The sequence below is a fragment of the Pseudomonas sp. AOB-7 genome, from assembly GCF_003696305.1.
Classification (GTDB): domain Bacteria; phylum Pseudomonadota; class Gammaproteobacteria; order Pseudomonadales; family Pseudomonadaceae; genus Aquipseudomonas.
Map to the genome: position 1 here is coordinate 238,494 of NZ_RFFK01000002.1, position 20,971 is coordinate 259,464.

Annotated in this window: 15 protein-coding genes and 1 pseudogene; 10 read left to right on the plus strand and 6 right to left on the minus strand. The window is 67.0% G+C overall.

Annotated elements, in window-relative coordinates:
- Positions 1-36: 36 nt before the first annotated feature.
- Positions 37-1,653, plus strand: a complete 1,617-nt coding sequence (gene groL / locus EA796_RS05515) for a chaperonin GroEL (protein ID WP_122107841.1) — start codon at positions 37-39, stop codon at positions 1,651-1,653.
- 296 nt (positions 1,654-1,949) lie between these two features.
- Here groL and ftsH read toward each other — a convergent pair whose 3' ends face one another.
- Positions 1,950-3,761: an ATP-dependent zinc metalloprotease FtsH gene (gene ftsH / locus EA796_RS05520; RefSeq protein WP_122107842.1), complete on the minus strand. Its 1,812-nt coding sequence runs from the start codon at positions 3,759-3,761 to the stop codon at positions 1,950-1,952.
- Between the two features lie 128 nt (positions 3,762-3,889).
- Positions 3,890-4,177: pseudogene (locus EA796_RS23640) on the minus strand (phosphatidylglycerol lysyltransferase domain-containing protein); the annotation flags it as partial.
- A gap of 527 nt (positions 4,178-4,704) precedes the next feature.
- Between EA796_RS23640 and EA796_RS05530 the strand changes: the two are divergent.
- Positions 4,705-5,826: an MFS transporter gene (locus EA796_RS05530; protein ID WP_256679133.1), complete on the plus strand. Its 1,122-nt coding sequence runs from the start codon at positions 4,705-4,707 to the stop codon at positions 5,824-5,826.
- A 333-nt stretch (positions 5,827-6,159) separates the two neighbouring features.
- Here EA796_RS05530 and EA796_RS05535 read toward each other — a convergent pair whose 3' ends face one another.
- A complete protein-coding gene (locus EA796_RS05535) occupies positions 6,160-7,284 on the minus strand; it encodes a CapA family protein (RefSeq protein WP_122107843.1) in 1,125 nt (374 codons plus the stop codon).
- A gap of 104 nt (positions 7,285-7,388) precedes the next feature.
- Positions 7,389-9,473 (minus strand): NAD(+) synthase, encoded by a 2,085-nt coding sequence (locus tag EA796_RS05540; RefSeq protein WP_122107844.1) that lies wholly within the window; start codon positions 9,471-9,473, stop codon positions 7,389-7,391.
- Positions 9,474-9,678: 205 nt separating this feature from the next.
- Here EA796_RS05540 and EA796_RS05545 point away from each other — a divergent pair, with 205 nt between their 5' ends.
- The gene (locus tag EA796_RS05545) at positions 9,679-10,575 is read left to right on the plus strand and encodes a universal stress protein (protein WP_122107845.1); all 897 of its coding nucleotides are present in this window, start codon (positions 9,679-9,681) and stop codon (positions 10,573-10,575) included.
- Between the two features lie 22 nt (positions 10,576-10,597).
- On the opposite strand, the gene EA796_RS05550 is transcribed toward EA796_RS05545, so the two are convergent.
- The gene (locus EA796_RS05550) at positions 10,598-11,410 is read right to left on the minus strand and encodes a formate/nitrite transporter family protein (RefSeq protein ID WP_122107846.1); all 813 of its coding nucleotides are present in this window, start codon (positions 11,408-11,410) and stop codon (positions 10,598-10,600) included.
- 6 nt (positions 11,411-11,416) lie between these two features.
- On the minus strand, positions 11,417-11,959 hold the full coding sequence (locus EA796_RS05555) for an Hsp20/alpha crystallin family protein (protein ID WP_122107847.1): 543 nt from the start codon (positions 11,957-11,959) through the stop codon (positions 11,417-11,419).
- A gap of 184 nt (positions 11,960-12,143) precedes the next feature.
- Here EA796_RS05555 and fdhF point away from each other — a divergent pair, with 184 nt between their 5' ends.
- From fdhF to EA796_RS05590, 7 genes are read left to right on the plus strand one after another with little or no spacing between them, the layout of a single operon-like run.
- On the plus strand, positions 12,144-14,222 hold the full coding sequence (fdhF, locus tag EA796_RS05560) for a formate dehydrogenase subunit alpha (RefSeq protein WP_122107848.1): 2,079 nt from the start codon (positions 12,144-12,146) through the stop codon (positions 14,220-14,222).
- Positions 14,209-15,228 carry a 4Fe-4S dicluster domain-containing protein gene (locus EA796_RS05565; protein WP_122107849.1) on the plus strand — a complete coding sequence of 340 codons (1,020 nt, stop codon included), beginning with the start codon at positions 14,209-14,211 and terminating at the stop codon, positions 15,226-15,228. Before fdhF ends, EA796_RS05565 begins: the two co-directional genes overlap by 14 nt.
- The gene (locus tag EA796_RS05570) at positions 15,225-16,064 is read left to right on the plus strand and encodes an FAD/NAD(P)-binding protein (RefSeq protein WP_122107850.1); all 840 of its coding nucleotides are present in this window, start codon (positions 15,225-15,227) and stop codon (positions 16,062-16,064) included. Before EA796_RS05565 ends, EA796_RS05570 begins: the two co-directional genes overlap by 4 nt.
- Positions 16,065-16,087: 23 nt before the next feature.
- On the plus strand, positions 16,088-17,848 hold the full coding sequence (acsA, locus tag EA796_RS05575) for an acetate--CoA ligase (protein ID WP_122107851.1): 1,761 nt from the start codon (positions 16,088-16,090) through the stop codon (positions 17,846-17,848).
- Positions 17,845-18,831 (plus strand): pyruvate dehydrogenase (acetyl-transferring) E1 component subunit alpha, encoded by a 987-nt coding sequence (pdhA, locus tag EA796_RS05580; protein WP_122107852.1) that lies wholly within the window; start codon positions 17,845-17,847, stop codon positions 18,829-18,831. Before acsA ends, pdhA begins: the two co-directional genes overlap by 4 nt.
- Positions 18,828-19,802: an alpha-ketoacid dehydrogenase subunit beta gene (locus EA796_RS05585; protein WP_122107853.1), complete on the plus strand. Its 975-nt coding sequence runs from the start codon at positions 18,828-18,830 to the stop codon at positions 19,800-19,802. Before pdhA ends, EA796_RS05585 begins: the two co-directional genes overlap by 4 nt.
- A 15-nt stretch (positions 19,803-19,817) precedes the next feature.
- Positions 19,818-20,963, plus strand: a complete 1,146-nt coding sequence (locus EA796_RS05590; RefSeq protein ID WP_122107854.1) for a dihydrolipoamide acetyltransferase family protein — start codon at positions 19,818-19,820, stop codon at positions 20,961-20,963.
- Positions 20,964-20,971 lie beyond the last annotated feature (8 nt).

A 20,971-nucleotide genomic window follows, 5' to 3' on the forward strand; every position in this document is an offset into this window, starting at 1 on the left:
TTTGCGCAGAGGCAGGACAATCGAGAGGATCGGGCCATGGCGCACAGCAAAATCCTGTTCGGCGGCAGCGCGCGCGAGAAAGTGTTGCGCGGCGCCACGCAACTGGCGGAAGCGATCCGCGTCACCCTCGGGCCCAAGTCCAAATCGGTGCTGATCCAGACCAAGTGGGGCAACCCCATGGTGTGCAACGACGGCGTGACCATCGCCAAACAACTCGACCTGGAGGACCCCGAGGAGAACCTCGGCGCGCAGATGCTGCGCCAGGCAGCCGTGCGTACCGGCGACGCGGTGGGCGACGGCACCAGCACCTCCACCGTACTGGCCCACGCGATCTTCGCCGATGGTGTGCGCAACGTGGTGGCCGGGGCCAGCGCCATCGACCTCAAGCGCGGCCTGGATCTCGGCTTGCGCCTGGCCATCGAGGCACTGCAGGGGCAATCCAGGCCGGTGCGCACGCGCAAGGAGAGGGCTCAGGTGGCGACCATTTCCGCGCATAACGACGAGGGCATCGGCGAACTGGTGGCCGACGCGCTGGAGAAGGTCGGCAACGAGGGCGTGATCAGCGTCGAGGAGTCCAAGACCACCGAGACCGTGGTGGACGTGGTCGAAGGCATGCGCTTCGACCGCGGTTACGTCTCGCCCTATTTCGTCACCGATACCGAGAAGATGCAGGTGGAGTTGGAGGATGCCTACCTGCTGCTGAGCGACCAGAAACTCATCCTGCTCAAGGACCTGATTCCCTTGCTGGAACAAGTCGCCAAGAGTGGCCAACCACTGGTATTCATCGCCGACGATATCGAAGGCGAGGCGCTGGCCACCCTGATCGTCAACCAGATCCGGGGGATATTGCATGCGGTGGCGGTCAAGGCACCTGGCTTCGGTGAGCGGCGCAAGGAGATGCTGCAGGATATCGCCGTGCTGACCGATGCTGTGGTGATCTCCAGCGAGCTGGGCATAAGGTTGGAACAGGTCGAGATCGGCCAGCTCGGCCGCGCCCATCGGGTGGTGGTGGACAAGGAGAGCACGACCCTGATCGGCGGTGCGGGTAGCCGCCAGGCAATCGAGGCGCGGGTGGCGCAAATTCGTCAGCAGATCGGCAAGGCCGCCAGCGACTACGACCGCGAGAAGCTGCAGGAGCGCCTGGCCAAGCTCGCCGGTGGTGTCGCGGTGATCCGCGTCGGTGCCCCCACCGAAGCGGAGATGAAGACGCGCAAGGACGCCCTCGACGATGCCATCGCGGCGACCAAGGCGGCGGTGGCCGAGGGCATAGTCCCGGGTGGCGGGCTGGCGTTGCTGCGCTGCGTGCCGGCGCTGGCCGCCGCCGAAGCCGAACGCGAGGGCGATGAGAAAACTGGCCTGCAGATACTGCGCCGCGCCCTGGAGGCGCCGGCGCGGATCATCGCCGAAAACTCGGCGGTGGATGCCGGTGTGGTGGTCGCGCGGATGCTCGCCGAACAGGGCTGTATAGGCTTCGATGCGGCGGCCAACCGCTACGTGGACATGTACGAGGCCGGCATCATCGACCCGACCAAGGTGGTACGCGTGGCCCTGGAGAACGCCGTCTCGGTGGCCAGCGTGCTGCTGCTGACCGAGGCGACCATGACCGAGATCGCGGAGAAGGACAGCCCGGCGCCGCCGCCGTTTCCCGTTTAGCCGCTCATTGGCGGGCCCGCAGCTGCGCCAACTCCTCCAGCGCGCGGCCATCAGGGCCTGGCCGAAGAACACGGCGGCGCCGATGGCCAGCAGCGCTATCAGGTCGACGCCGATCTCTTTGCGGCGCAAGTGGGCCAGGATATCCACCAGCAACAGACTCGCCGCCAGCAGAGCGCTGGCGTTCCACAGCAGGGTGGCGAGTTTGCCGTGACCAAGGCCGTGCAGCAGCAATCCGCCAGGCAGGGCCCGCAGGGTGATGCCGAGCGGCGCCAGATCGGGCTAACCACTGCGCATGATCAAGGAAGCTCCGCGGCCCGCGGGCGTAACGGCGCAAACTCCTCGGGACTCAGGGTTTCCCGTTCCAGAAGCAGCTTGGCGCCTTGCTCCAGATCAGTGCGGCGCAGCTGCAGCAGGGCCTTGGCGTGGCTGTAGGCGCTGTCGATCAGCGCCTTGATGCACAGGTCGACCTCGCGCGCGGTTTGTTCGGAGTAATCCTTCTCGCGCAGGGCGATGGCGTGCTCACCGAGGAAGCTGTTGCCCTGTCGCTCCAGCACCGCCTGGCCCAGTTCGCTCATGCCGAAGCGGGTGACGATCTGCCGGGCGATGTCGGTGACCTTGGCCAGGTCGTCGGCTGCGCCGGTGGAGATTTCGCCGAACACCAGGTCCTCCGCCGCCCGCCCGGCCAGCAATACCACCATGCGGTTCTTCAGCTCCGTCAGGGTGATCAGGAAGCGATCCTCGGTGGGGCGTTGCAGGGTATAGCCGAGTGCACCGACCGAACGCGGAATGATAGAGACCTTGTGCACCGGGTCCATGCCCGGCAGGCTGGCGGCGGCCAGGGCGTGGCCCATCTCATGGTGTGCGACGACCTGGCGCTCGTGGGGCTGTAGCAGACGGCCACGCCGCTCGCTGCCGATGACGATGCGTTCCACCGCGGCGGTGAAATCTCCCATCTCCACCTTGGAGGCGCCGCGGCGGGTGGCCAGGATGGCGGCCTCATTGACCAGGTTGGCCAGGTCCGCGCCGGAAAAACCGGTGGTGATGCCGGCCACCCGCTGCAGATTGAGATCGTCGCTGGCCTGGATGCGCTTGAGGTGCACGCGCAGGATGGCCACCCGGCCGTTGCGGTCCGGCCGGTCGATGACGATCTGCCGGTCGAAGCGGCCGGCGCGCAGCAGGGCCGGGTCCAGCACCTCCGGGCGGTTGGTAGCGGCCAACAGCACCACGCCTTCGGCGGTGTCGAAGCCGTCCAGTTCGGCGAGCAACTGGTTGAGCGTCTGCTCCTTCTCGTCATTGCCGCCGAAGGCGCCGATCCCGCGCATCTTGCCCAAGGCGTCCAGTTCGTCGATGAAGATGATGCAGGGCGCGGCCTTGCGCGCCTGCTCGAACAGGTCGCGCACTCGCGCGGCGCCGACGCCGACGAACATCTCGACGAACTCCGAGCCGGAGATGGAGAAGAACGGCACCGAGGCCTCGCCGGCCACGGCCTTGGCGATCAGGGTCTTGCCGGTGCCAGGCGGGCCGACCAGCAATATGCCCTTGGGGATGCGCGCGCCGAGCCGGCTGTATTTCGGTTGATCCTTGAGAAAGGAGACGATTTCTTCCAGTTCGGCCCTGGCCTCGTCGATCCCGGCCACGTCGGCGAAGGTCACTCCGGTGTCGCGCTGGACGAACACCCGTGCCTTGGAGCGGCCGACGTTGACCATGCCGCCGAGCCCCTGCTTGTTGAACAGCCCGCGCAACAGGAAATTCCACAGGGCGAAGATCAGTACGAAAGGCAGCAGCCAGCCGAGCAGGTTGTTCAGCAGGGTGTCTTCGCGCACGCCGGTGAAGGTCACCTGCGACTGAGCCAGTTCTCCGGCCAGAGCCGGATCGACGCGATTGGTGGTGAAATGGCTACGGCCGTTGATCGGCTCCTTAAGTTTGCCGCTGATGCGCTGCTGCTCGACCTCGAGTTCTTGCAGCTTGTCCTCCTCGAGTAGGCGCAGGAATTCGCTGTAGGGCAGGGTCTGCACCGCGTTCTGCTGGGCCCACCAACTCTGCGCGATGATCAGCAGGACGAAGCTGAGGACGAAGTACCAGAAGTTCCATTGTTGCTGTTTCTCCATGGCGTCTCTCCAATTGGCAAGATCACAGTGTCGGCGCCCGCCCACCAACTCGGTTTGATGCAGGTCAACGGCGCTCCAACAGCTCGCGCAAGGCCAGCCGCAGCCCGAAGGCGATATGCACCAGGCGATCATTGTGGTTGCGCTACCATCCCAGCTGCCCGCTCAGCCAGAAGCCGAAAGGCGTTTCCGAAACAGGCCGAGCAGCCCGTAGGCAGTCGGTGAAAAGACGAGCTCCGGCAGCGCCGCCGACACCGCATCCCGTGGGATGAGCGACGGTCGAGCCGCGCGAGCCGTGAGCAGGCTTGGCGCAGGCGCGCCCGGGAAGGGCCGGAAAGGTCGAAGGTGGCGAGATCCAGCCGTGCCTCCTCGCCGAGCTTGACCAGCGTGAGCCCCAGGTCCGGGTAGAGGTCGAGATTGTGTCCGGAAACCTCCTAGAAGAACGGCCACCCGCCATATCGGCCGCACAGGTCGCGGAACCGCCAGGCGAGGTCGGCCGCTCCCCTCCGGTGGGCCGATCGGATCGCCCAGAGCGATCCTGATGCGTCCCCTGCGAGCCTACATGAGAAAGGCATTGCCGGAGGCGCTGAACAGCAGCGTCTTGTCGCCTCGCCAGGCGAGACTCGCGTAGGTCCATGGCTGCATCCGATGATGGGGCCGGCGCGCTCCAGCTCGGTCTCGCCGGCCTCCGCGATGTGTGAGCTGGCCGGTCGGAGCAGACCGGCGGTGCCGCCTTGCCATGCGCGAACCACTGACGCTGCCCCAGCCCGCTTCAGCTCTGCTTGATGCCGATCGAGCCGACAAGAGGCACGGGAACGCTGACGGGTGCAAAGCGCCATAATCCTGCAAGGCCGCGGAACAACCGCACAAGGAGAACAGGCAGGTGCTGACCACGTCATCTTTCCGAGGTATCCCTCGCACCGTCTGGGCGCTGGGATTGGTCAGCTTGTTCATGGACCTCTCTTCCGAGCTGGTACACAGCCTGCTGCCGGTCTTTCTGGTGGGGACGCTGGGCGTGAGCATGTTGACCATCGGGCTGATCGAGGGGGTGGCGGAGGCGACGGCGTTGCTCGTCAAGGTCTTTTCCGGGGCCATCAGCGATTTCATCGGCCGCCGTAAGGGTCTGCTCTTGCTCGGCTATGGGCTGGCGGCGCTGAGCAAGCCGCTGTTTCCCCTCGCGGCCTCGGCAGATCTGATTTTCACCGCACGCCTGCTCGATCGGGTTGGCAAGGGCATTCGCGGTGCGCCACGGGATGCCCCGATCGCGGACGTGACACCACCCGCTATCCGCGGCGCCTGTTTCGGGCTGCGCCAGTCGATGGACACGGCGGGCGCCTTTCTCGGCCCGATCCTGGCGATTCTGCTGATGCTGGGGTTCGCCAGCGATATCTCGCTGGTGCTGTGGTTCGCCGTGATTCCGGCGCTGCTGGCGGTAGGTTTTCTCCTGCTCGGGGTGCGCGAGCCGGCCCATGATGTGTCGTCCCATCAGATCCGCTCGCCCATCCGCTTGCGCACCCTCGGCCAGTTCTCGAGCGCTTACTGGTGGGTCGTGGCAACGGGCGCGACCTTCGCCCTGGCACGTTTCAGCGAGGCCTTCCTGGTATTGCGCGCGCAGCAACTGGGCTTCGCCATCGCCTGGGTTCCCACGGTCATGGTGGTGATGGCAGCGTTCTACATGATTTCCGCCTACCCGGTGGGCAGGTGGTCTGATCGAGTCAGCAGTAGCGCACTGCTGAGTGCCGGTCTGGTGTTGTTGGTCCTGGCCGCCCTGGCGTTGGCCTATGCCGAATCGGTGCCCCTGGTGCTATTGGGTGTCGCCCTGTGGGGGCTGCACATGGGCTTCAGCCAGGGCATCCTCGCGGCGTTGGTCGCAGACACCGCGCCCAAGGACCTCAAGGGCACCGCCTTCGGCCTGTTCAACCTCCTCAGCGGCGTCGCGTTGCTGCTGGCCAGCCTGCTGGCCGGCTGGCTCTGGCAGGAATACGGCGCCATGCTGACCTTCTGCGTCGGCGCTGGCTTTGCCACAGCATCGCTGCTGCTTCTGTCGCTGAGGCGACGTTCGCTCTAGGTTCTCTTCGGCCTCCGGACAGTATCAGCCGCACATAGGTATTCGACTGAACGGGGTCGCCTTCTGCGCCTGCCTAGTGTCGCGATAACCATGGAATGTCGGATCACTGTAGGGTGGGTTAGCGGCGCTAACCTCCGAACGATCGGACACTCCCATCGTGGCGCGTTGCGTAACCCACTCGGCGATTTCCTTGCGTTGCGCCAATGGCGGGTTACGGCGCAACTGAACTTGCGGGTTCAAGAGCATTTTCGACATACGCTTAACCCTCCCCACAGGGGATCGCGGGTCATGGATAAGACAGCGATCAACCGACAACTCAAGGTTGTCGCGACACTAGCGCGATGCGGGCCACGCCAGGGCGAAACTGTTCTCGCCAGTGGGGCGGACCGTACAGTCTAGGGGCGCGCATTCGCGCGCCAGGGTATCGTGCAACCACTGTCGGTCCTCGCCCTTGGCCCGCTGGATGCTCAGGCGCCGCTGCCGGGTGGGCAGCAGTTCCAGGGCCAGCAGGCGACCGTCGCGGTCGAGGTCGGCGAAGTACAGCAGACCCAGCTCGCCACGGTAGCGGGCATGGCCCTCGATACCCTCGTAGTCGTTCAGCAGGTCGCCGCAGCCATACAGGATTAAGCGCTGGCGGTAGACCTCGATGCCCTTGACATGGTGCGAGGAATGGCCGTGTAGCAGGTCCACGCCGGCGTCGTCGACCAGCCCGTGGGCGAAGCATCGTTGCGCCGGCGACACGCCGAAGTCCCAGTTGCCGCCCCAGTGCATCGAAACTAATACCCGGTCACCGGGCTGCCTGGCCGCGGCGATGCAGGCTGCGACGCGCCGCAGGCTTTGCGGCGAAATATCGTCCAGGCGGGCGACGCCTGCCCGCCGTCGGCCGGCCACCCAGTCCGGCGGTACGCCGCAGTCGGGAGTGGCGAAGGCGAACGCCAGCAGGCGTCCACCGTCCGCCAGCGGCAGCATCGCCGGCGCCTCGGCGTCATGCAGCGCGGTGCCGGCTCCGACGTGCTGCAGGCCATGCTCGTCCAGGCTGGCCAAGGTCTCGGCCAGGCCGGCTTCGCCCCAGTCCAACACATGGTTGTTGGCCAGCACGCAACAGTCGATACCGGCCACCTCGAGTACCGGCAGGTTGGCCGGGTGCATCCGGTAGTTGATGCCCTTGGGTTCCGGCCGCCCCTGGCGAGTCACCGCGGTTTCCAGATTGACCAGGCGCACGTCGGGCCGACGCTGGCGCAGCGCCTCGAGCGCCCAGCCCCAGACGTAGGCGAAGTCCACTGGTCGGGGGATCGCGCCGTTGCGCCGCTCGGCCAGCCGCACGTAGTCGCCGGCATCCTTGACATAGGCTTCATAGAGGCGCGGATCGCCCGGGTGCGGCAATATCTGGTCGATAGCGCGGCCGCACATCAGGTCGCCGGCGAGAAACAGGCGTGCTCTGGAAGTATCGGCAAGCATGGTCATCTCCACCTTGTCAGCCCACTGCCAGCCTGAGCCACAGGTAGGGACGGGGCTTGATCTGCGTCAGCCGGCGCCGTGCTCGGGCCGGCCGCTGATGCGGTTCAACGGCGACGTCTATCGCCGTCGCTCGGTCCGGCGCGCTCTCCAGCAGGACGTCGCAGCATCGCCAGTTCCTCCAGCCACGGTGCCGCGCCGGCATCGCTGGGCGCGCGCCAGTCGGCGCGCGGCGACAGTGAGCCGCCGGAGCCGACCTTGGGCCCGTTGGGTAGGGCCGAGCGCTTGAACTGGCTGGCGGCGAAGAAGCGCCGGCAGAACACCTCCAGCCAGCCGAGTATCTGCTCTGGCGAGTAGGCTACCCGTTCGGCGGCGGGCAGGCCGCTCGGCCACTCGCCGCGGCGCGCATCGCCCCAGGCCTGCTCGGCGAGGTAGGCGACCTTGCTCGGCCGGTAGCCCAAGCGGCTGAGGTAATAGAGGAAGAAGTCCTGCAGCGGGTAGGGGCCGACCGTGTCCTCGGCGCGTTGCAAACCGTGCCCGCCGGCATCCGGCACCAGTTCCGGCGAAGCCGGTGTGGCCAGGATGGCCTGCAGCACCCGGCGGACCACCTTCGGCTGGCGCGCCGACTGCCAGTGCAGCAGGTGGCGGATCAGGGTCTTCGGCAGCGACGCGTTCACCGCGTAATGCGCCATCTGGTCGCCGACGCCATAGGTGGTGTAGCCCAGGGCGAGTTCCGACAGGTCGCTGGTGCCGATCACCAGGCCCTGGTGCTGGTTGGCCAGGCGGAACAGGTGCGAACTGCGCTCGCCGGCCTGCACGTTCTCGAAGGCAATGTCGTAGAGCGCCTCGCCACGCGCGTAGGGATGGTCGATATCGCGCAGCATCTGCAGGCAGGAGGGGCGAATATCGATTTCCGCGGCGCTGAAGCCCAGCGCCTGCATCAGCGCCATGGCGTTGTGCCGGGTGTGTTCGCCAGTGGCCAGTCCCGGCAGGCTGTAGCCGAGAATCTGCTGGCGCGGCAGGCCGAGCAGGTCGAAGGCGCCGGCGGCGACCAGCGCCGCCTGGGCCGAATCGGCGCCGCCGGAAATGCCGATCACCGCACGCCGGATGCCGCTGGCCGCGAGGCGTTTGGCCAGGCCCTGCTGCTGGATCGCGTAGACCTCGGCGCAGCGCGTATCCAGGCTGCCAGCGTCGTCGGGCACGAAGGGAAAGCGTGCGACCCGGCGCTGCAGGGCCAAGGGCTGGTGTGGCGGATCGAACTCCACCTTGATCCGTCGCCAGCCGGCCAGGCGCTCGCGCTGCAGGCTGGCGCAATCGGTGAAGCTGGTGGTGCGGGCACGATCCTGGCGCAGGCGGTCGAGGTCGATATCGGCCAGGATCAACTGCGGGGCAGGCGAGAAGCGCTGGCTCTCGGCCAGCAGCTCACCGTTCTCGTGGATCATCGCGTGGCCGTCCCAGGCCAGATCGGTGGTCGACTCGCCGAAGCCGGCAGCGCTGTAGACGTAGGCGGCGATACAACGACCGGACTGGGCGGCGCCGAGCAGGCGGCGGTAGTCGGCCTTGCCGATGGTGGCGTTGCTCGCCGACAGGTTGGCCAGCAGGGTGGCGCCGGCCAGCGCCGCATAGCTGCTCGGCGGCAGCGGCACCCAGAGATCCTCGCAGACCTCCATGTGCAGGGCCAAGCCTGGCACCTGCGGCACTTCGAGGAGGATGTCGCTGCCGAAGGGCACCTCCTGGCCGACGATCGACAGCATCGGCTGGAGGGCGTCCTTGGCCGAGGCGAAGTGGCGTTTCTCGTAGAACTCGCGGTAGTTCGGCCGGTAGGTCTTGGGCACCGCGCAGAGGATGCGCCCGCGATGGATCGCCAGCGCGCAGTTGAACAGGGCGCCCTGCGCCCGCAGGGGCGCGCCGACCAGCAGGATCGGCAGCAGTTCGAGGCTGGCCCGACACAGTTCCTGCAGGCAGCGCTCGACCTCGTCGAGCAGGGCATCCTGGAAGAACAGGTCGTCGTTGCTGTAGGCCGACAGCCCCAACTCCGGGAATACCGCCAGCCCCGCCCGCTGCCGGTCGGCCTGGCTGGCCAACTCCAGAGTGGCGAGCAGGTTAGCCCGCGGGTCGGCCGGTGCGACCCCTGGAGTGCAGGCTGCGACGCGGAAGAAGCCTTGCGCGTAGGGCGTGCGAACGAGCGGCATCGATCTTCTCCCTTGCTCGGCAATCGGCGCTACCAGTACAGCATGCGCCCACCGTCGCCACGGCGATATTGATAGCGATCAACCGCAATGCCTCCGCTTGACGTGCATCAACACCGGGGCAGCGTCCGCGGCGCAACTTGTAGACATGCACCGGCCGCGCCTCATGGCGCGGTCACTCGGTCCAACCAGCCTGCGGAGGTGTCCCATGGGGCAGTATCAACGCCTGTTTCTGATCGCCGACCCGGCCATGCGCCACTCGCAGGCGCTGCAGCGGGCCGCGGCCCTGGCCGAGGCGAGCGGCGCCGCGCTGCATATCACCGCCTTCGTCGAACCTTTCGCCACCTTCGCGCTGCTGGAAAAGAGCGTCCGCGAACAGATCCGCGAGGATCATCTGCGCGAACATCGCGAATGGTTGGCGGACGAGGCCGGCTTGCTGCGCAGCAAGGGGCTCAAGGTGACCACCGAGGCGGTCTGGACCAACCAAACGCTCAAGGAGATCCTCCTGCATGTGTCGGAAATGCAACCGGACCTGTTGATCAAGGATGTGCAGCATGAGCCGGCACTGAAACGTGCGTTCGTCACGCCGCTGGACTGGCACCTGCTACGCGAGTGCCCGGCGCCAGTTCACCTGATCGGAGCGCTAACCCATGCGTTGCCGCGCAAGGTGGTCGCGGCGGTCGACCCCTCGTCACCGGAGTCAGAGAGCAGCGGCCTCAACCAGCGAATCATCCAGGAGGCAACCGGGCTTGCACTGCAATGCAATGCAGAACTGCATCTGGTGTATAGCTACGACCTATCCTCGGTCTTTCTTACCGAGACTGATGCCAGAAGTGGGGTCTGGCCGGCTTTGGTTGAGAAGATGCAGGCGTCGCAGAAAGCAACTCTTGAGGCGCTAGCTGAACGCTATGGGGTTCCTGCGGAACGCAGGCACTTCATCATAGGGCCACCGACCACTGCACTCGCCGATTTCGCCAGCCAAATTCAGGCCGATGTCATGGTGATGGGGACGTCGCAGCGCAAAGGGCTGAACAAGTTAGTCGGTAGTACGACTGAGCATCTGTTGTACCAGGTGCCATGTAGCATTTTAGCGATCAGGGTTTAGTTCAGACCGCGCCGCGTCACTCTCAGGTCATTTGGCCATCGTCGTCGCGCAGGTACGCAAGCCAATATACGCCGGCAACCAATAGCGTGCCGCCGACGATATTGCCGAAGGTAACTGCTAGTAGGTTGCCGGCGATGCTGGACCAATCATAGATACCTGCCCCTTCTAACGTGAGGCCGTAGGGCAGGAAGAACCAGTTGGCGATGGAGTGCTCGAAGCCGACCGTAACGAACGCACTAATGGGCAATAGAATGGCGAGAATCTTGTCGCTGACGCTGTGTCCGCCCATCGCCAGCCAAACTGCCAGGCACACCAGGGTGTTGCTGAGTATTCCGCGGGCAAAGGCTTCCAGCCATGACAGTTCAACTTTATCCCGGGCTATCTGCAGGGCGGTATCACCCACGGCGCCTCCCCCCATACTGGCTGTATCGGCACAAGCTACCAGCAGCACGGTGCCCAGGCATCCGACGATATTGCCCAGATAGACCGTGCACCAGTTCCGCAGTATCTCTTGCACGCTGATCAAGCGGCTGGCCCAAGCCATCGCCAACAGATTGTTGCCGGTGAACAACTCCGCCCCGCCGATTACGACCAAGACAAGGCCAAGGCAAAAGCCAAGTCCACCCAGTAGACGGGTAGCGCCGAAGCCCAAGTTACTTTCGGTGACTATCACAGTAAAAAGCAGAGCACCGAGTGATATAAATGCACCCGCAAGCACCGCTAACACGAACAACGTAAGCAGCTTCGCGCGTGCCTTGGCCACCCCCATTTCCTTGACGCGCTGGGCAATCTGTCGTGGCTGGTAGGCATCCTGGAACAGGCGTTTATCTGCCATGGCGATTCAACTGGATTTAACCGGAATGATTTTCTCTGGCTTGATCGCCTCCGGTCGCTTAGGCAGTGATACGGTCAATACGCCCCTGGCAAAACTGGCATCTATCTGGTCGGCATCGATGCCCTTGGGAAGAGGTAAGGTTCGCTCGAAGGCGCCGTAACGGCGTTCGGACAAATAATAGTCCTGCTTCTGTTCTTCAATGCTTTCCCGTTTCTCGCCTTTGATTACCAGGTTGCCGTTGGACAAGGTTATCTCGATATTCTTTTCATCCATGCCAGGCAGTTCGGCGGTGATTTCAAAGCTTGTTTCTTTTTCCGCGATATCCACTGCCGGCATACCGTACAGGCTCAGCCCACGCTGCCAGTCTTGCTCGAGATTCGCATCGCGGCGGCGAAACGGAAGGTGCAGCGAGCGCTGGGAGAACGCTTCGAACAGGTGATCTATCTGGCGCCGCAGGTTATGAAGGTTGAACCAGGAGGTCAGCGTACTTGGCCTGCCACTGGCGGACTGTCGATGAGCAATGGGTACATTCTTAGCAGTATTGGCCATTACTTGACCCTCCATTTTGTCAGTCTTGATATGGACAGGATTGATTCTGTGCTGGCGCAGGCAGGCGACTTTGATCTCGATCAAGAGCTGACGACATGCTTATCGGGGTTCGTTGATTAAGATCAAACAGCGCCCTCGCTGAGCCTCCTAGGCTGAATCGACTGGGTTGGGCTAGGAGTTGGCAATGCGCGTAATTCCAAGCATTTGCACCTTCTGCGGGGTTGGCTGCGGCATCGGCCTGCGGGTGCAGGACGGCCGGGTAATCGGCGTCGAGCCGCAGCCGGGGCACCCGGTCAGCCAGGGCCAGCTGTGCGCCAAGGGCTGGGCCACCAGCTTCGCCATCGACGCGGCCAAGCGCCTGACCGAGCCGCTGATCAAGGAGCATGGCCAGTTTCGCCACGCGAGCTGGGACGAGGCGCTGGCGCGGGTCGCCGAGGCATTTCGCACCGCGCTGGAGGAGGCCGGGCCGCAAGGCGTGGGGGTGATCAGCTGCGCCCGGGCGAGCAACGAGGACAACTACGCCGCGCAGAAATTTGCCCGCGCGGTGCTCGGTACTCACAACATCGACCACTGCGCGCGCATCTGCCACAGCCCGTCGGTGGCGGGCCTGGCGCTGACCCTGGGCTCCGGGGCAATGACCAACAGCATCGCCGATATCGACGAGGCCGAGCTGATCCTGGTGATCGGCGCCGACGTCACCGAGAACCACGCCATGATCGGCGCGCGCATGCTGCGCGCCCAGGCCCGCGGCGCCACGCTGATCGTCGTCGATCCGCGCAAGACCCGCCTGGCGCGGCTGGCGAATATCCACCTGCAACTGCGCCTGGGCAGCAATATCGCCCTGCTCAACGGCCTGCTGCAGATCATCCTGGCCAACGGCTGGGAGAACCGCGCCTTCCTGGAGTCGCGCTGCGCGGATATCCAGCCGCTGCGCCGACATCTGGCCGAGCTGAGCCCGGAACTCAGCAGCGCCCTGACCGGCATCGGCGTAGCCGAGCTGGAGCAGGTGGCCTACCTGTACAGCCACGCGCGCAGCGCCTATACCGCCTACGGCATGGGCATCACCCAGTTCCAGAGCGGCACCAACAATGTCATTGCGGTCTCCAACCTGGCCCTGGCCTGCGGCCAGGTCGGCCGCCCCGGCACCGGCATCAACCCGCTGCGCGGGCAGAACAACGTGCAGGGCGCCTGCGACATGGGTTGCCTGCCCAATGTCTATCCCGGTTACCAGGATGCTGCCGACGCGGCAGTGCAGGCCAAGTTCGCCACCGCCTGGGGCCGGCCTGCGCCGGCGCATCCGGGCCTGACCTCCCTGGGCATGACCCAGGCGGCGCTGGACGGCGCGCTGCGTGCGTTGATGATCATGGGCGAGGAGCCGGTGCTCACCGACCCGGACCAGGGCCACGTGGCCCGCGCCCTGACCGCCCTGGATTTCCTGGTGGTGGTGGAGCTGAGCCTGACCGAAACGGCCAAGCTGGCCGATGTGGTGCTGCCGGCGGCGTCCTTCGCCGAGAAGCACGGCACCTTCACCAACTGCGAGCGCCGCGTGCAGCGCGTGCGCCAGGCCATCGCGCCGCCCGGCGAAGCCCGTTGCGACTGGCAGATCCTCGGCGAGCTGGCCGCGCGCCTGGGTTACCCGGGCATGGCCTGGTCCGATGCCGAGGCGGTGTTCGACGAGATGGCCGGGCTGACGCCGATCTACTCCGCGATGAGTTACTCGGCGCTGGATCGTCAGCACGGCCTGCAATGGCCCTGCGATGGCGAGCATCCGCAGGGCTCGCCGCTGCTGCATGGCCAGGGCTTTCCCATCGGCCGCGCGCGGCTGCTGCCGGTGACCCAGGTCGAACCCGACGAGTGCCCGGACGCCGACTACCCGTTCGCCTTTACCACCCACCGCCTGCACTTTCATTACGGCGGCGGCTCGATGACCCGCCAGTCGCCGCTGCTCGAACGCGAGACCCCGGCCGCGCTGCTGTTCATGCACCCCGACGACGGCGCCAGGCTGGGCCTGCGCGACCAGCAGGCGGTGGCGGTGCGTTCGCGCCGCGGTCGCCTGGAAACCCGCGTGCACCTGACCGACGACGTGCCCCCGGGCACCCTGGCGATGCCTTATCACTTCCGCGAGGCGCCCTGCAACCGGCTGACCAACGCCGCCCAGGACCCGCAGAGCAAGATGCCCGAACTGAAGGCCTGCGCGGTGGCGGTGGAACCGCTGCCGGTGCCTGGCAGGGCGGCGGGAGGCGCGGATCATGCAAGCCTTTAGCCTGGACCGTCCCGAGCGCCTGCGCGCCCATCTGGCGCGCGAGCGCCGGCTCTACGAGGTGCGTGGCGACGGCCAGGGCGGCGCGCACTGGCAACTGGTCGGCGCCGAGGATCTGGACGCCTTCGACGCCAGCGCCGAGCCGCCACCGTTCTCCGCCAAGAGCTTCTTCTTCGCCGAGCGCGAGTTGCTCTTCCGTTTCGACGGTGGCCAGTTCTACTCGGCGCTGCCGGAGGTGGCTCCCCAGGTGTTGTTCGGTGTGCATGCCTGCGATCTGGTCGCACTCGCCTACCAGGACCAGTTCTTCGCCACCGACCCCCATTACCAGGCACGCCGCCAGGCCACCCTGCTGGTCGGGGTCGATTGTCTGCACAGCTGCCAGGGTGGTTTCTGCAGCCTGCTGGACAGTGGCCCCGCGGTGCATGCGCCGACCGCCGACCTGATCCTCCTGCCGCGCCACGAGGAGTCGCGCGCCTGGCTGCTGCTGGTCGCCTCCGAAGCCGGGCGCAAGGCCATGCATGGCCTCAGGCTAGCGGCGGCCAAGTGCGACTGGCGCGCCGAACGGGCCGCCAACAGCCAGCGTGTGGCAGCCGAGCAGGGCGAGCAGCGCGAGGTGCTGGCCGGGATAGCGGCACTCAACAGCGGCAGCATCGCAGGCAGCGTATGGGAGTCCCTGGGGCTGCACTGCCTGGGCTGCTCGGGCTGCACCTCGGTCTGTCCGACCTGTTCCTGCTTCGCCCCGCTGGACCGGCCGAGCGGCGAGGGCGGCGTGCAGCGCGAGCGGGTCTGGGACTCCTGTTTGTACGAAGGCTTCCAGCGCGAGGCCAGCGGCCATAATCCCAGCGCCAGCCCCGGGCAGCGGGTGCAGCGCTTCTGGACGCATAAGTTCGGCGACGCCTTCAAGGAGCGCTTCGAGCGCTACGGCTGCGTCGGCTGCGGCCGTTGCGACCGGGTCTGTCCCGGCGGCATCGGCGTGCATGGCGTGATGCACAAGGTAGGTGGGCAATGATCGACTTAACGCCGCGTAGACTGCAGGTGCTCGACCACTATGCCGATGGCGAGGATGCGCGGCACTTCAGCTTTCGCATCGACTTCCCGCTGCCCGGCGATCTGGCGGTGATGCCTGGTCAGTTCTTTATGCTGACGTTGCCGGGTTTTGGCGAGGCGCCTTTCACTTACGTCAGCCTGCCGGACAGCAGTGGCCGTTTTACCGCCCTGATCCGCCGCATGGGCAGGCTGACCGACGCCCTGTTCGAGCAACCCGAGGGCACCGTACTGGGCTACCGCGGCCCGTTCGGCAAGGGCTGGCCGTTGTTCTTCGGGGCCAGCCGGGTGCTGGCGGTGGCCGGCGGTTGTGGCCTGGCACCGCTGGCGGGGGTGATTAACGAGGTCATCAGCCATTGCCTGCGGCTGCAGTTGAACCTGGTCTACGGCGCCCGCCATGCCGGTGCCCAGGTGCTCGGCCGCGAGCGCGCCGTGTGGCGCCAGCGCCTGCACTGCATCGAAACGCTCGACGTGGCCACGGCGGGGATGCGTCAGGGCTCACCGCTGGCGCATTTCGACGAGCTGTTCGGCGTAGCGCCGCCGGATGCGGTGCTCTGTTGCGGCCCGGAACCGCTGATGCTGGCGACCGCCGAGGCCTGCCTGCAGCGCGGCCTGAGCGCCAACCAGGTGTGGCTTTCGCTGGAACGGCGGATGCATTGCGCGGACGGCCTGTGCGGGCACTGTTACCTGGGTTCCAGCTATGTCTGCCGGGACGGGCCGACCTACCGCTATGACCGCTTCTTGCAGTTGCTCAGCCAGGGCTACATTCGGCCCAGGGTGGAGCAACACAACTTCTGCTGACCTTTCACCGTCGAGGGCTAGCCATGCGTCCAGCGATCATCCGCAAACCCGCCGAGCAGTCGGTCACGCCCAACTGGGACGACAGCGCCGCGGCCCGCGCCGCCTTCTCCTGGCAGGCCCAGGCCGGCGAGCTTTGCGGCCTACCGGGCGGCGGCCTGAACCTGGCCTACGAGGCAGTCGACCGGCACGCCCAGGGGCGCCGGCGGCAGCATGTCGCCCTGCGCCTTCTCGACCGCAACGGCGGCCGCTGCGACATCAGCTACGCACGCCTGAGCAGCCTGAGCAATCGTTTCGCCAACGTGCTCAAGGGGCTCGGCGTGCAGCCCGGGGAGCGCCTGTTCGTGCTCTGCGGGCGTGGCCTGGAGCTGTACCTCGGGGTGCTCGGCGGGCTCAAGCTGGGCTGCGTGGTCTGCCCACTGTTTTCCGCCTTCGGCCCGGAGCCGATCGAGACCCGCCTGCGCATCGGCGAGGGCAGCGTGCTGCTGACCAGCGAGGCGCTGTACCGGCGCAAGGTGGCGGGCATCCGCGAGCGCCTGCCGCAGCTCCGGCAGGTGCTGCTGTACGAGGACAATGGCGGCGCGGTGGATACCCCGCCGGGCACCCTGAGCCTGGCGCAGCTGCTGGCCGAGGCAAGCGACGACTTTGCCATTACGCCGACCACTGCCGACACGCCCGCGCTGCTGCACTTCACCAGCGGCACCACCGGCACGCCGAAGGGCGCGTTGCACGTGCACGGCGCGGCGCTGACCCACCTGGTCACCGGCAAGTACGCCCTCGACCTGCACCCCGACGACATCTACTGGTGCAGCGCCGACCCCGGCTGGGTCACCGGCACCTCCTACGGCATCCTCGCGCCCTTGCTGCTCGGCGTCACCAGCGTGGTCGACAGTGGCGAGTTCGATGCCGAGCGCTGGTACAGCATCCTTGAGACGCAAGGGGTCAGCGTCTGGTACACCGCGCCCACGGCCATCCGCATGCTGATGAAGGCCGGCGCCGAGCTGGCCCGACGGCATCGCTTTCCGCGGCTGCGCTTCATAGCCAGCGTCGGCGAGCCGCTCAATCCCGAGGCGGTGTGGTGGGGCCAGGACGTGCTCGGCCTGCCGATCCACGACAACTGGTGGCAGACCGAGACCGGCGGCATCATGCTCGCCAACACCCTGGCCATGCCGATCAAGCCCGGCTCCATGGGCAAGCCGCTGCCGGGCGTGGAGGCGGCCATCGTGTCTCGCGACGAGCAGGGCGGGTTGATCCTGCTGGGCGACGAGACGGTCGGCGAACTGGCCCTCAAGCAGCCCTGGCCGGCGCTGTTTCGTGGCTACCTGGGCCAGGAGGAGCGTTACCGGCGCTGCTTCGTCGGCGACTGGTACCTCAGTGGCGACCTGGCCCGGCGCGACGCCGACGGTTACTACTGGTTCGTCGGCCGCAGCGACGACGTGATCAAGTCGGCCGGCCACCTGATCGGCCCGTTCGAGGTCGAAAGCGCGCTGCTGGAGCACCCGGCGGTGGCCGAGGCGGCGGTGATCGGTCTGCCCGACGCGCTGCTCGGCGAGACGGTCAAGGCCTTCGTCAGCCTGAAGAGCGGCATCGAGCCCAGTGCGGCGCTGCACGATGAACTGCTCGGCCATGGGCGCAAGCGCCTGGGCGCCGCGGTGGCGCCCAAGGCCCTGGCGTTTCTGCCGGACCTGCCGCGCACCCGCAGCGGCAAGCTCATGCGCCGCCTGCTCAAGGCCCGCGAGCTGGGCCTGCCGGAGGGTGACACCTCGACCCTGGAGAACCCGAGATGAGCGCGCCGCTGCCGTTTTCCCGCGAGTTCGCCCTGCGCCTGCTGCACGACATGCTGCGTATCCGCCGCCTGGAGGAGCGCGCCGCCGAACTGTACGGCGCCGGCAAGATCCGCGGCTTCCTGCACCTGTATATCGGCGAGGAGGCGGTGGCGGTGGGCGCGCTGCACGCCCTGGCGGCGGACGATGCGGTGGTGGCCACCTACCGCGAGCACGGCCACGCGCTGCTCAAGGGCGTGTCGATGAACGCGATCATGGCCGAGATGTACGGCAAGCAGCAGGGTTGCTCGCGCGGCCGTGGCGGCTCCATGCACCTGTTCGACGCCGCCACCCGCTTCTTCGGCGGCAACGCCATAGTCGCCGGTGGCCTGCCGCTGGCGGTCGGCCTGGCCCTGGCCGAACGCATGCAGGGTGGCTCGCGCCTCGTCGCCTGCTTCTTCGGCGAGGGCGCGATGGCCGAGGGTGCCTTCCACGAGGCGCTCAACCTGGCGGCGCTGTGGCGTTTGCCGGTGCTGTTCTGCTGCGAGAACAACCTGTACGCCATGGGCACCGCGCTGGCGCGTTCCGAGTCGCAGACCGACCTGTGCGCCAAGGCGGCCTCCTACCGGGTGCCGGCCCAGGTGGTGGACGGCATGGACGTGGTGGCGGTGCAGCAGGCCACTGCGGCGGCGGTGCAGCAGGTGCGCGGCGGCGCAGGACCGTTCTTCCTCGAATTGCAGACCTACCGCTTCCGCGCCCACTCGATGTTCGACCCCGAGCTGTACCGCGACAAGGCTGAGGTGGCCAAGTGGAAGGAGCGCGGGCCGATCCACAGCTACAGCGCCCGGTTGAAGGCGTTGGAGCTGCTGGACGAGCTGGGCTTTCTGAGCATTGCCGCCGAGGTGGACGTCGAGGTGGAGAAGGCGGTGGCCTTCGCCGAGGCCGGCAGCCTGGAACCGCTTGGCGACCTGCTGCGCGATGTGCATACCCCGGAGGACGCGGCATGAGTACGCGCACCACCTATCGAGAAGCGTTGCGCCAGGCCCTGCGCGAGGCGCTGCAGCGCGATGCACGGGTGTTCCTGATGGGCGAGGATGTCGGCCGCTATGGCGGCACCTACGCGGTGTCGCGGGATTTGCTGGCGGAATTCGGCCCGGAGCGCATCCGCGACACGCCGCTGTCGGAACTGGGTTTCGTCGGTGCCGGCATCGGCGCGGCGCTCGGTGGCATGCGGCCGATCGTCGAGGTGATGACGGTGAACTTCAGCCTGCTCGCCCTTGACCCGCTGATGAATACTGCGGCGACGTTGCGGCATATGTCTGGCGGCCAGTTCTCCGTGCCCCTGGTGCTGCGCATGGCCACCGGCGCCGGGCGCCAGCTGGCGGCGCAGCATTCGCACAGCCTGGAAGGCTGGTATGCGCATATCCCCGGGTTGAAGATTCTCGCCCCGGCCACCCTGGAGGACGCCCGCGGCATGCTCTGGCCGGCGCTGCAGGACCCCGACCCGGTGCTGATCTTCGAGCACGCCCAGCTGTACAACCTGGAAGGCGAATTGGACGAGGGCGGCGTGGTGGACATCCGTTCGGCGCGGGTGCGCCGCGCCGGTCGCGATCTGAGCCTGGTCGCCTATGGCGGCACCCTGGGCAAGGCCCTGGCGGCGGCCGAGGAACTGAGCGGTGCGGGCATCGACGCCGAGGTCATCGACCTGCGCGTGCTGCGCCCGCTGGACGACGCGACCCTGCTGGCGTCGGTGCGCAAGACCCGGCGCCTGCTGGTGGTGGACGAGGGCTGGCGCAGCGGCAGCCTGGCCGCCGAGGTCATCGCCCGCGTCAGCGAGCAGGGTTTCTATGAACTGGATGCACCACCGGCGCGGGTCTGCAGCGCCGAGGTGCCGATCCCCTATGCCAAACATCTGGAGGAAGCGGCGCTACCCCAGGTGCCGGCCATCGTGGCGGCGGCGCGGGCACTGTGCGGTTAGCGCGGGAGAAGACCGATGATCGAGTTCAAACTGCCATCGCTCGGTTCCGACATGGACGAGGGCACCCTGCTGGAGTGGAAGGTACAGCCCGGCGAGCGGGTGACGCGCGGCCAGGTGGTCGCCGTGGTGGATACCGCCAAGGCGGCGGTCGATGTGGAGTGCTGGCAGGAGGGGGAGGTCTTCGAGCTGCTGATCGAACCCGGCGCCAAGGTCCCGGTGGGCACGCCCATCGCCACGCTGCTGGAGCCCGGCGAGAGCCCCGAGACCGCGCGGCGCAAGGCGCCGAGCACGCTGCAACCCACCCCTGCGGCGCCCGCTGCGACGGCAGTCGCACCCGCGCTGGCTGAGGCGACCCGGCCGCGCATCTCGCCGGCGGCGCGCAAGCGGGCCGTCGAACTGGGGCTGGACGTCGCCACCCTCAAGGGCAGCGGCCCCCATGGCGTGGTCAGTCTGGAAGACGTCGAGGCTGCCGCTCGGGCAGCCGTGCCGGTGGACCGTCAGGCCAGCATGCGCCATGCGATCGCCATGGCCATGAGCCGTTCCAAGCGCGAAATTCCGCATTACTACCTGAGCGAGACTATCGCCCTCGGCAAGCTCATGGCCTGGTTGCAGGCCCACAATGCCGAGCTGCCGCCGGAGCAGCGCCTGCTCCCGGCGGTGCTGTTACTCAAGGCGGTGGGCCTGGCGCTGCGCGAGTATCCGCAGCTCAACGGCTTCTGGCGCGACGACACCTTCCAGGCGGCGCCGGGCATTCATCTGGGGGTTGCCATCGCGCTGCGCCAGGGTGGGCTGATCGCCCCGGCGCTGCACGACGTGGCCGACAAGCCGGTGGTGCAGTTGATGAGCGAGTTCAGCGATCTGGTACAACGCGCGCGCAGTGGCTCCCTGCGCAGCTCGGAGCTGAGCGACGCCAGCCTGACCGTCACCAATCTGGGTGAGCAGAGCGTGGACAGCGTATTCGGCGTGATCTATCCGCCGCAGGTCGCGCTGGTCGGCTTCGGCGGCATCGTCGAGCGTCCCTGGGTCGAGGCGGGGCAGCTCTGCGTGCGGCCGCAGGTGGTCGCCAGCCTGGCCGCCGACCACCGCGCCAGCGACGGTCACCTGGGCGCGCGCTTTCTCGGCGCCATCGGCCGGTTGCTGCAAGAGCCCGAACGGCTCTGAGGAGGGTG

What these genes read in the sequence shown, in the direction of transcription:
- EA796_RS05555 (WP_122107847.1), bottom strand. Translation starts at nt 11,959, where the DNA reads ATGGCCAATACTGCTAAGAATGTACCCATTGCTCATCGACAGTCCGCC.
- ftsH (WP_122107842.1), bottom strand. Translation starts at nt 3,761, where the DNA reads ATGGAGAAACAGCAACAATGGAACTTCTGGTACTTCGTCCTCAGCTTC.
- fdhF (WP_122107848.1), top strand. Translation starts at nt 12,144, where the DNA reads ATGCGCGTAATTCCAAGCATTTGCACCTTCTGCGGGGTTGGCTGCGGC.
- groL (WP_122107841.1), top strand. Translation starts at nt 37, where the DNA reads ATGGCGCACAGCAAAATCCTGTTCGGCGGCAGCGCGCGCGAGAAAGTG.
- EA796_RS05550 (WP_122107846.1), bottom strand. Translation starts at nt 11,410, where the DNA reads ATGGCAGATAAACGCCTGTTCCAGGATGCCTACCAGCCACGACAGATT.
- acsA (WP_122107851.1), top strand. Translation starts at nt 16,088, where the DNA reads ATGCGTCCAGCGATCATCCGCAAACCCGCCGAGCAGTCGGTCACGCCC.
- EA796_RS05565 (WP_122107849.1), top strand. Translation starts at nt 14,209, where the DNA reads ATGCAAGCCTTTAGCCTGGACCGTCCCGAGCGCCTGCGCGCCCATCTG.
- EA796_RS05585 (WP_122107853.1), top strand. Translation starts at nt 18,828, where the DNA reads ATGAGTACGCGCACCACCTATCGAGAAGCGTTGCGCCAGGCCCTGCGC.
- EA796_RS05590 (WP_122107854.1), top strand. Translation starts at nt 19,818, where the DNA reads ATGATCGAGTTCAAACTGCCATCGCTCGGTTCCGACATGGACGAGGGC.
- EA796_RS05570 (WP_122107850.1), top strand. Translation starts at nt 15,225, where the DNA reads ATGATCGACTTAACGCCGCGTAGACTGCAGGTGCTCGACCACTATGCC.
- EA796_RS05535 (WP_122107843.1), bottom strand. Translation starts at nt 7,284, where the DNA reads ATGCTTGCCGATACTTCCAGAGCACGCCTGTTTCTCGCCGGCGACCTG.
- pdhA (WP_122107852.1), top strand. Translation starts at nt 17,845, where the DNA reads ATGAGCGCGCCGCTGCCGTTTTCCCGCGAGTTCGCCCTGCGCCTGCTG.
- EA796_RS05540 (WP_122107844.1), bottom strand. Translation starts at nt 9,473, where the DNA reads ATGCCGCTCGTTCGCACGCCCTACGCGCAAGGCTTCTTCCGCGTCGCA.
- EA796_RS05545 (WP_122107845.1), top strand. Translation starts at nt 9,679, where the DNA reads ATGGGGCAGTATCAACGCCTGTTTCTGATCGCCGACCCGGCCATGCGC.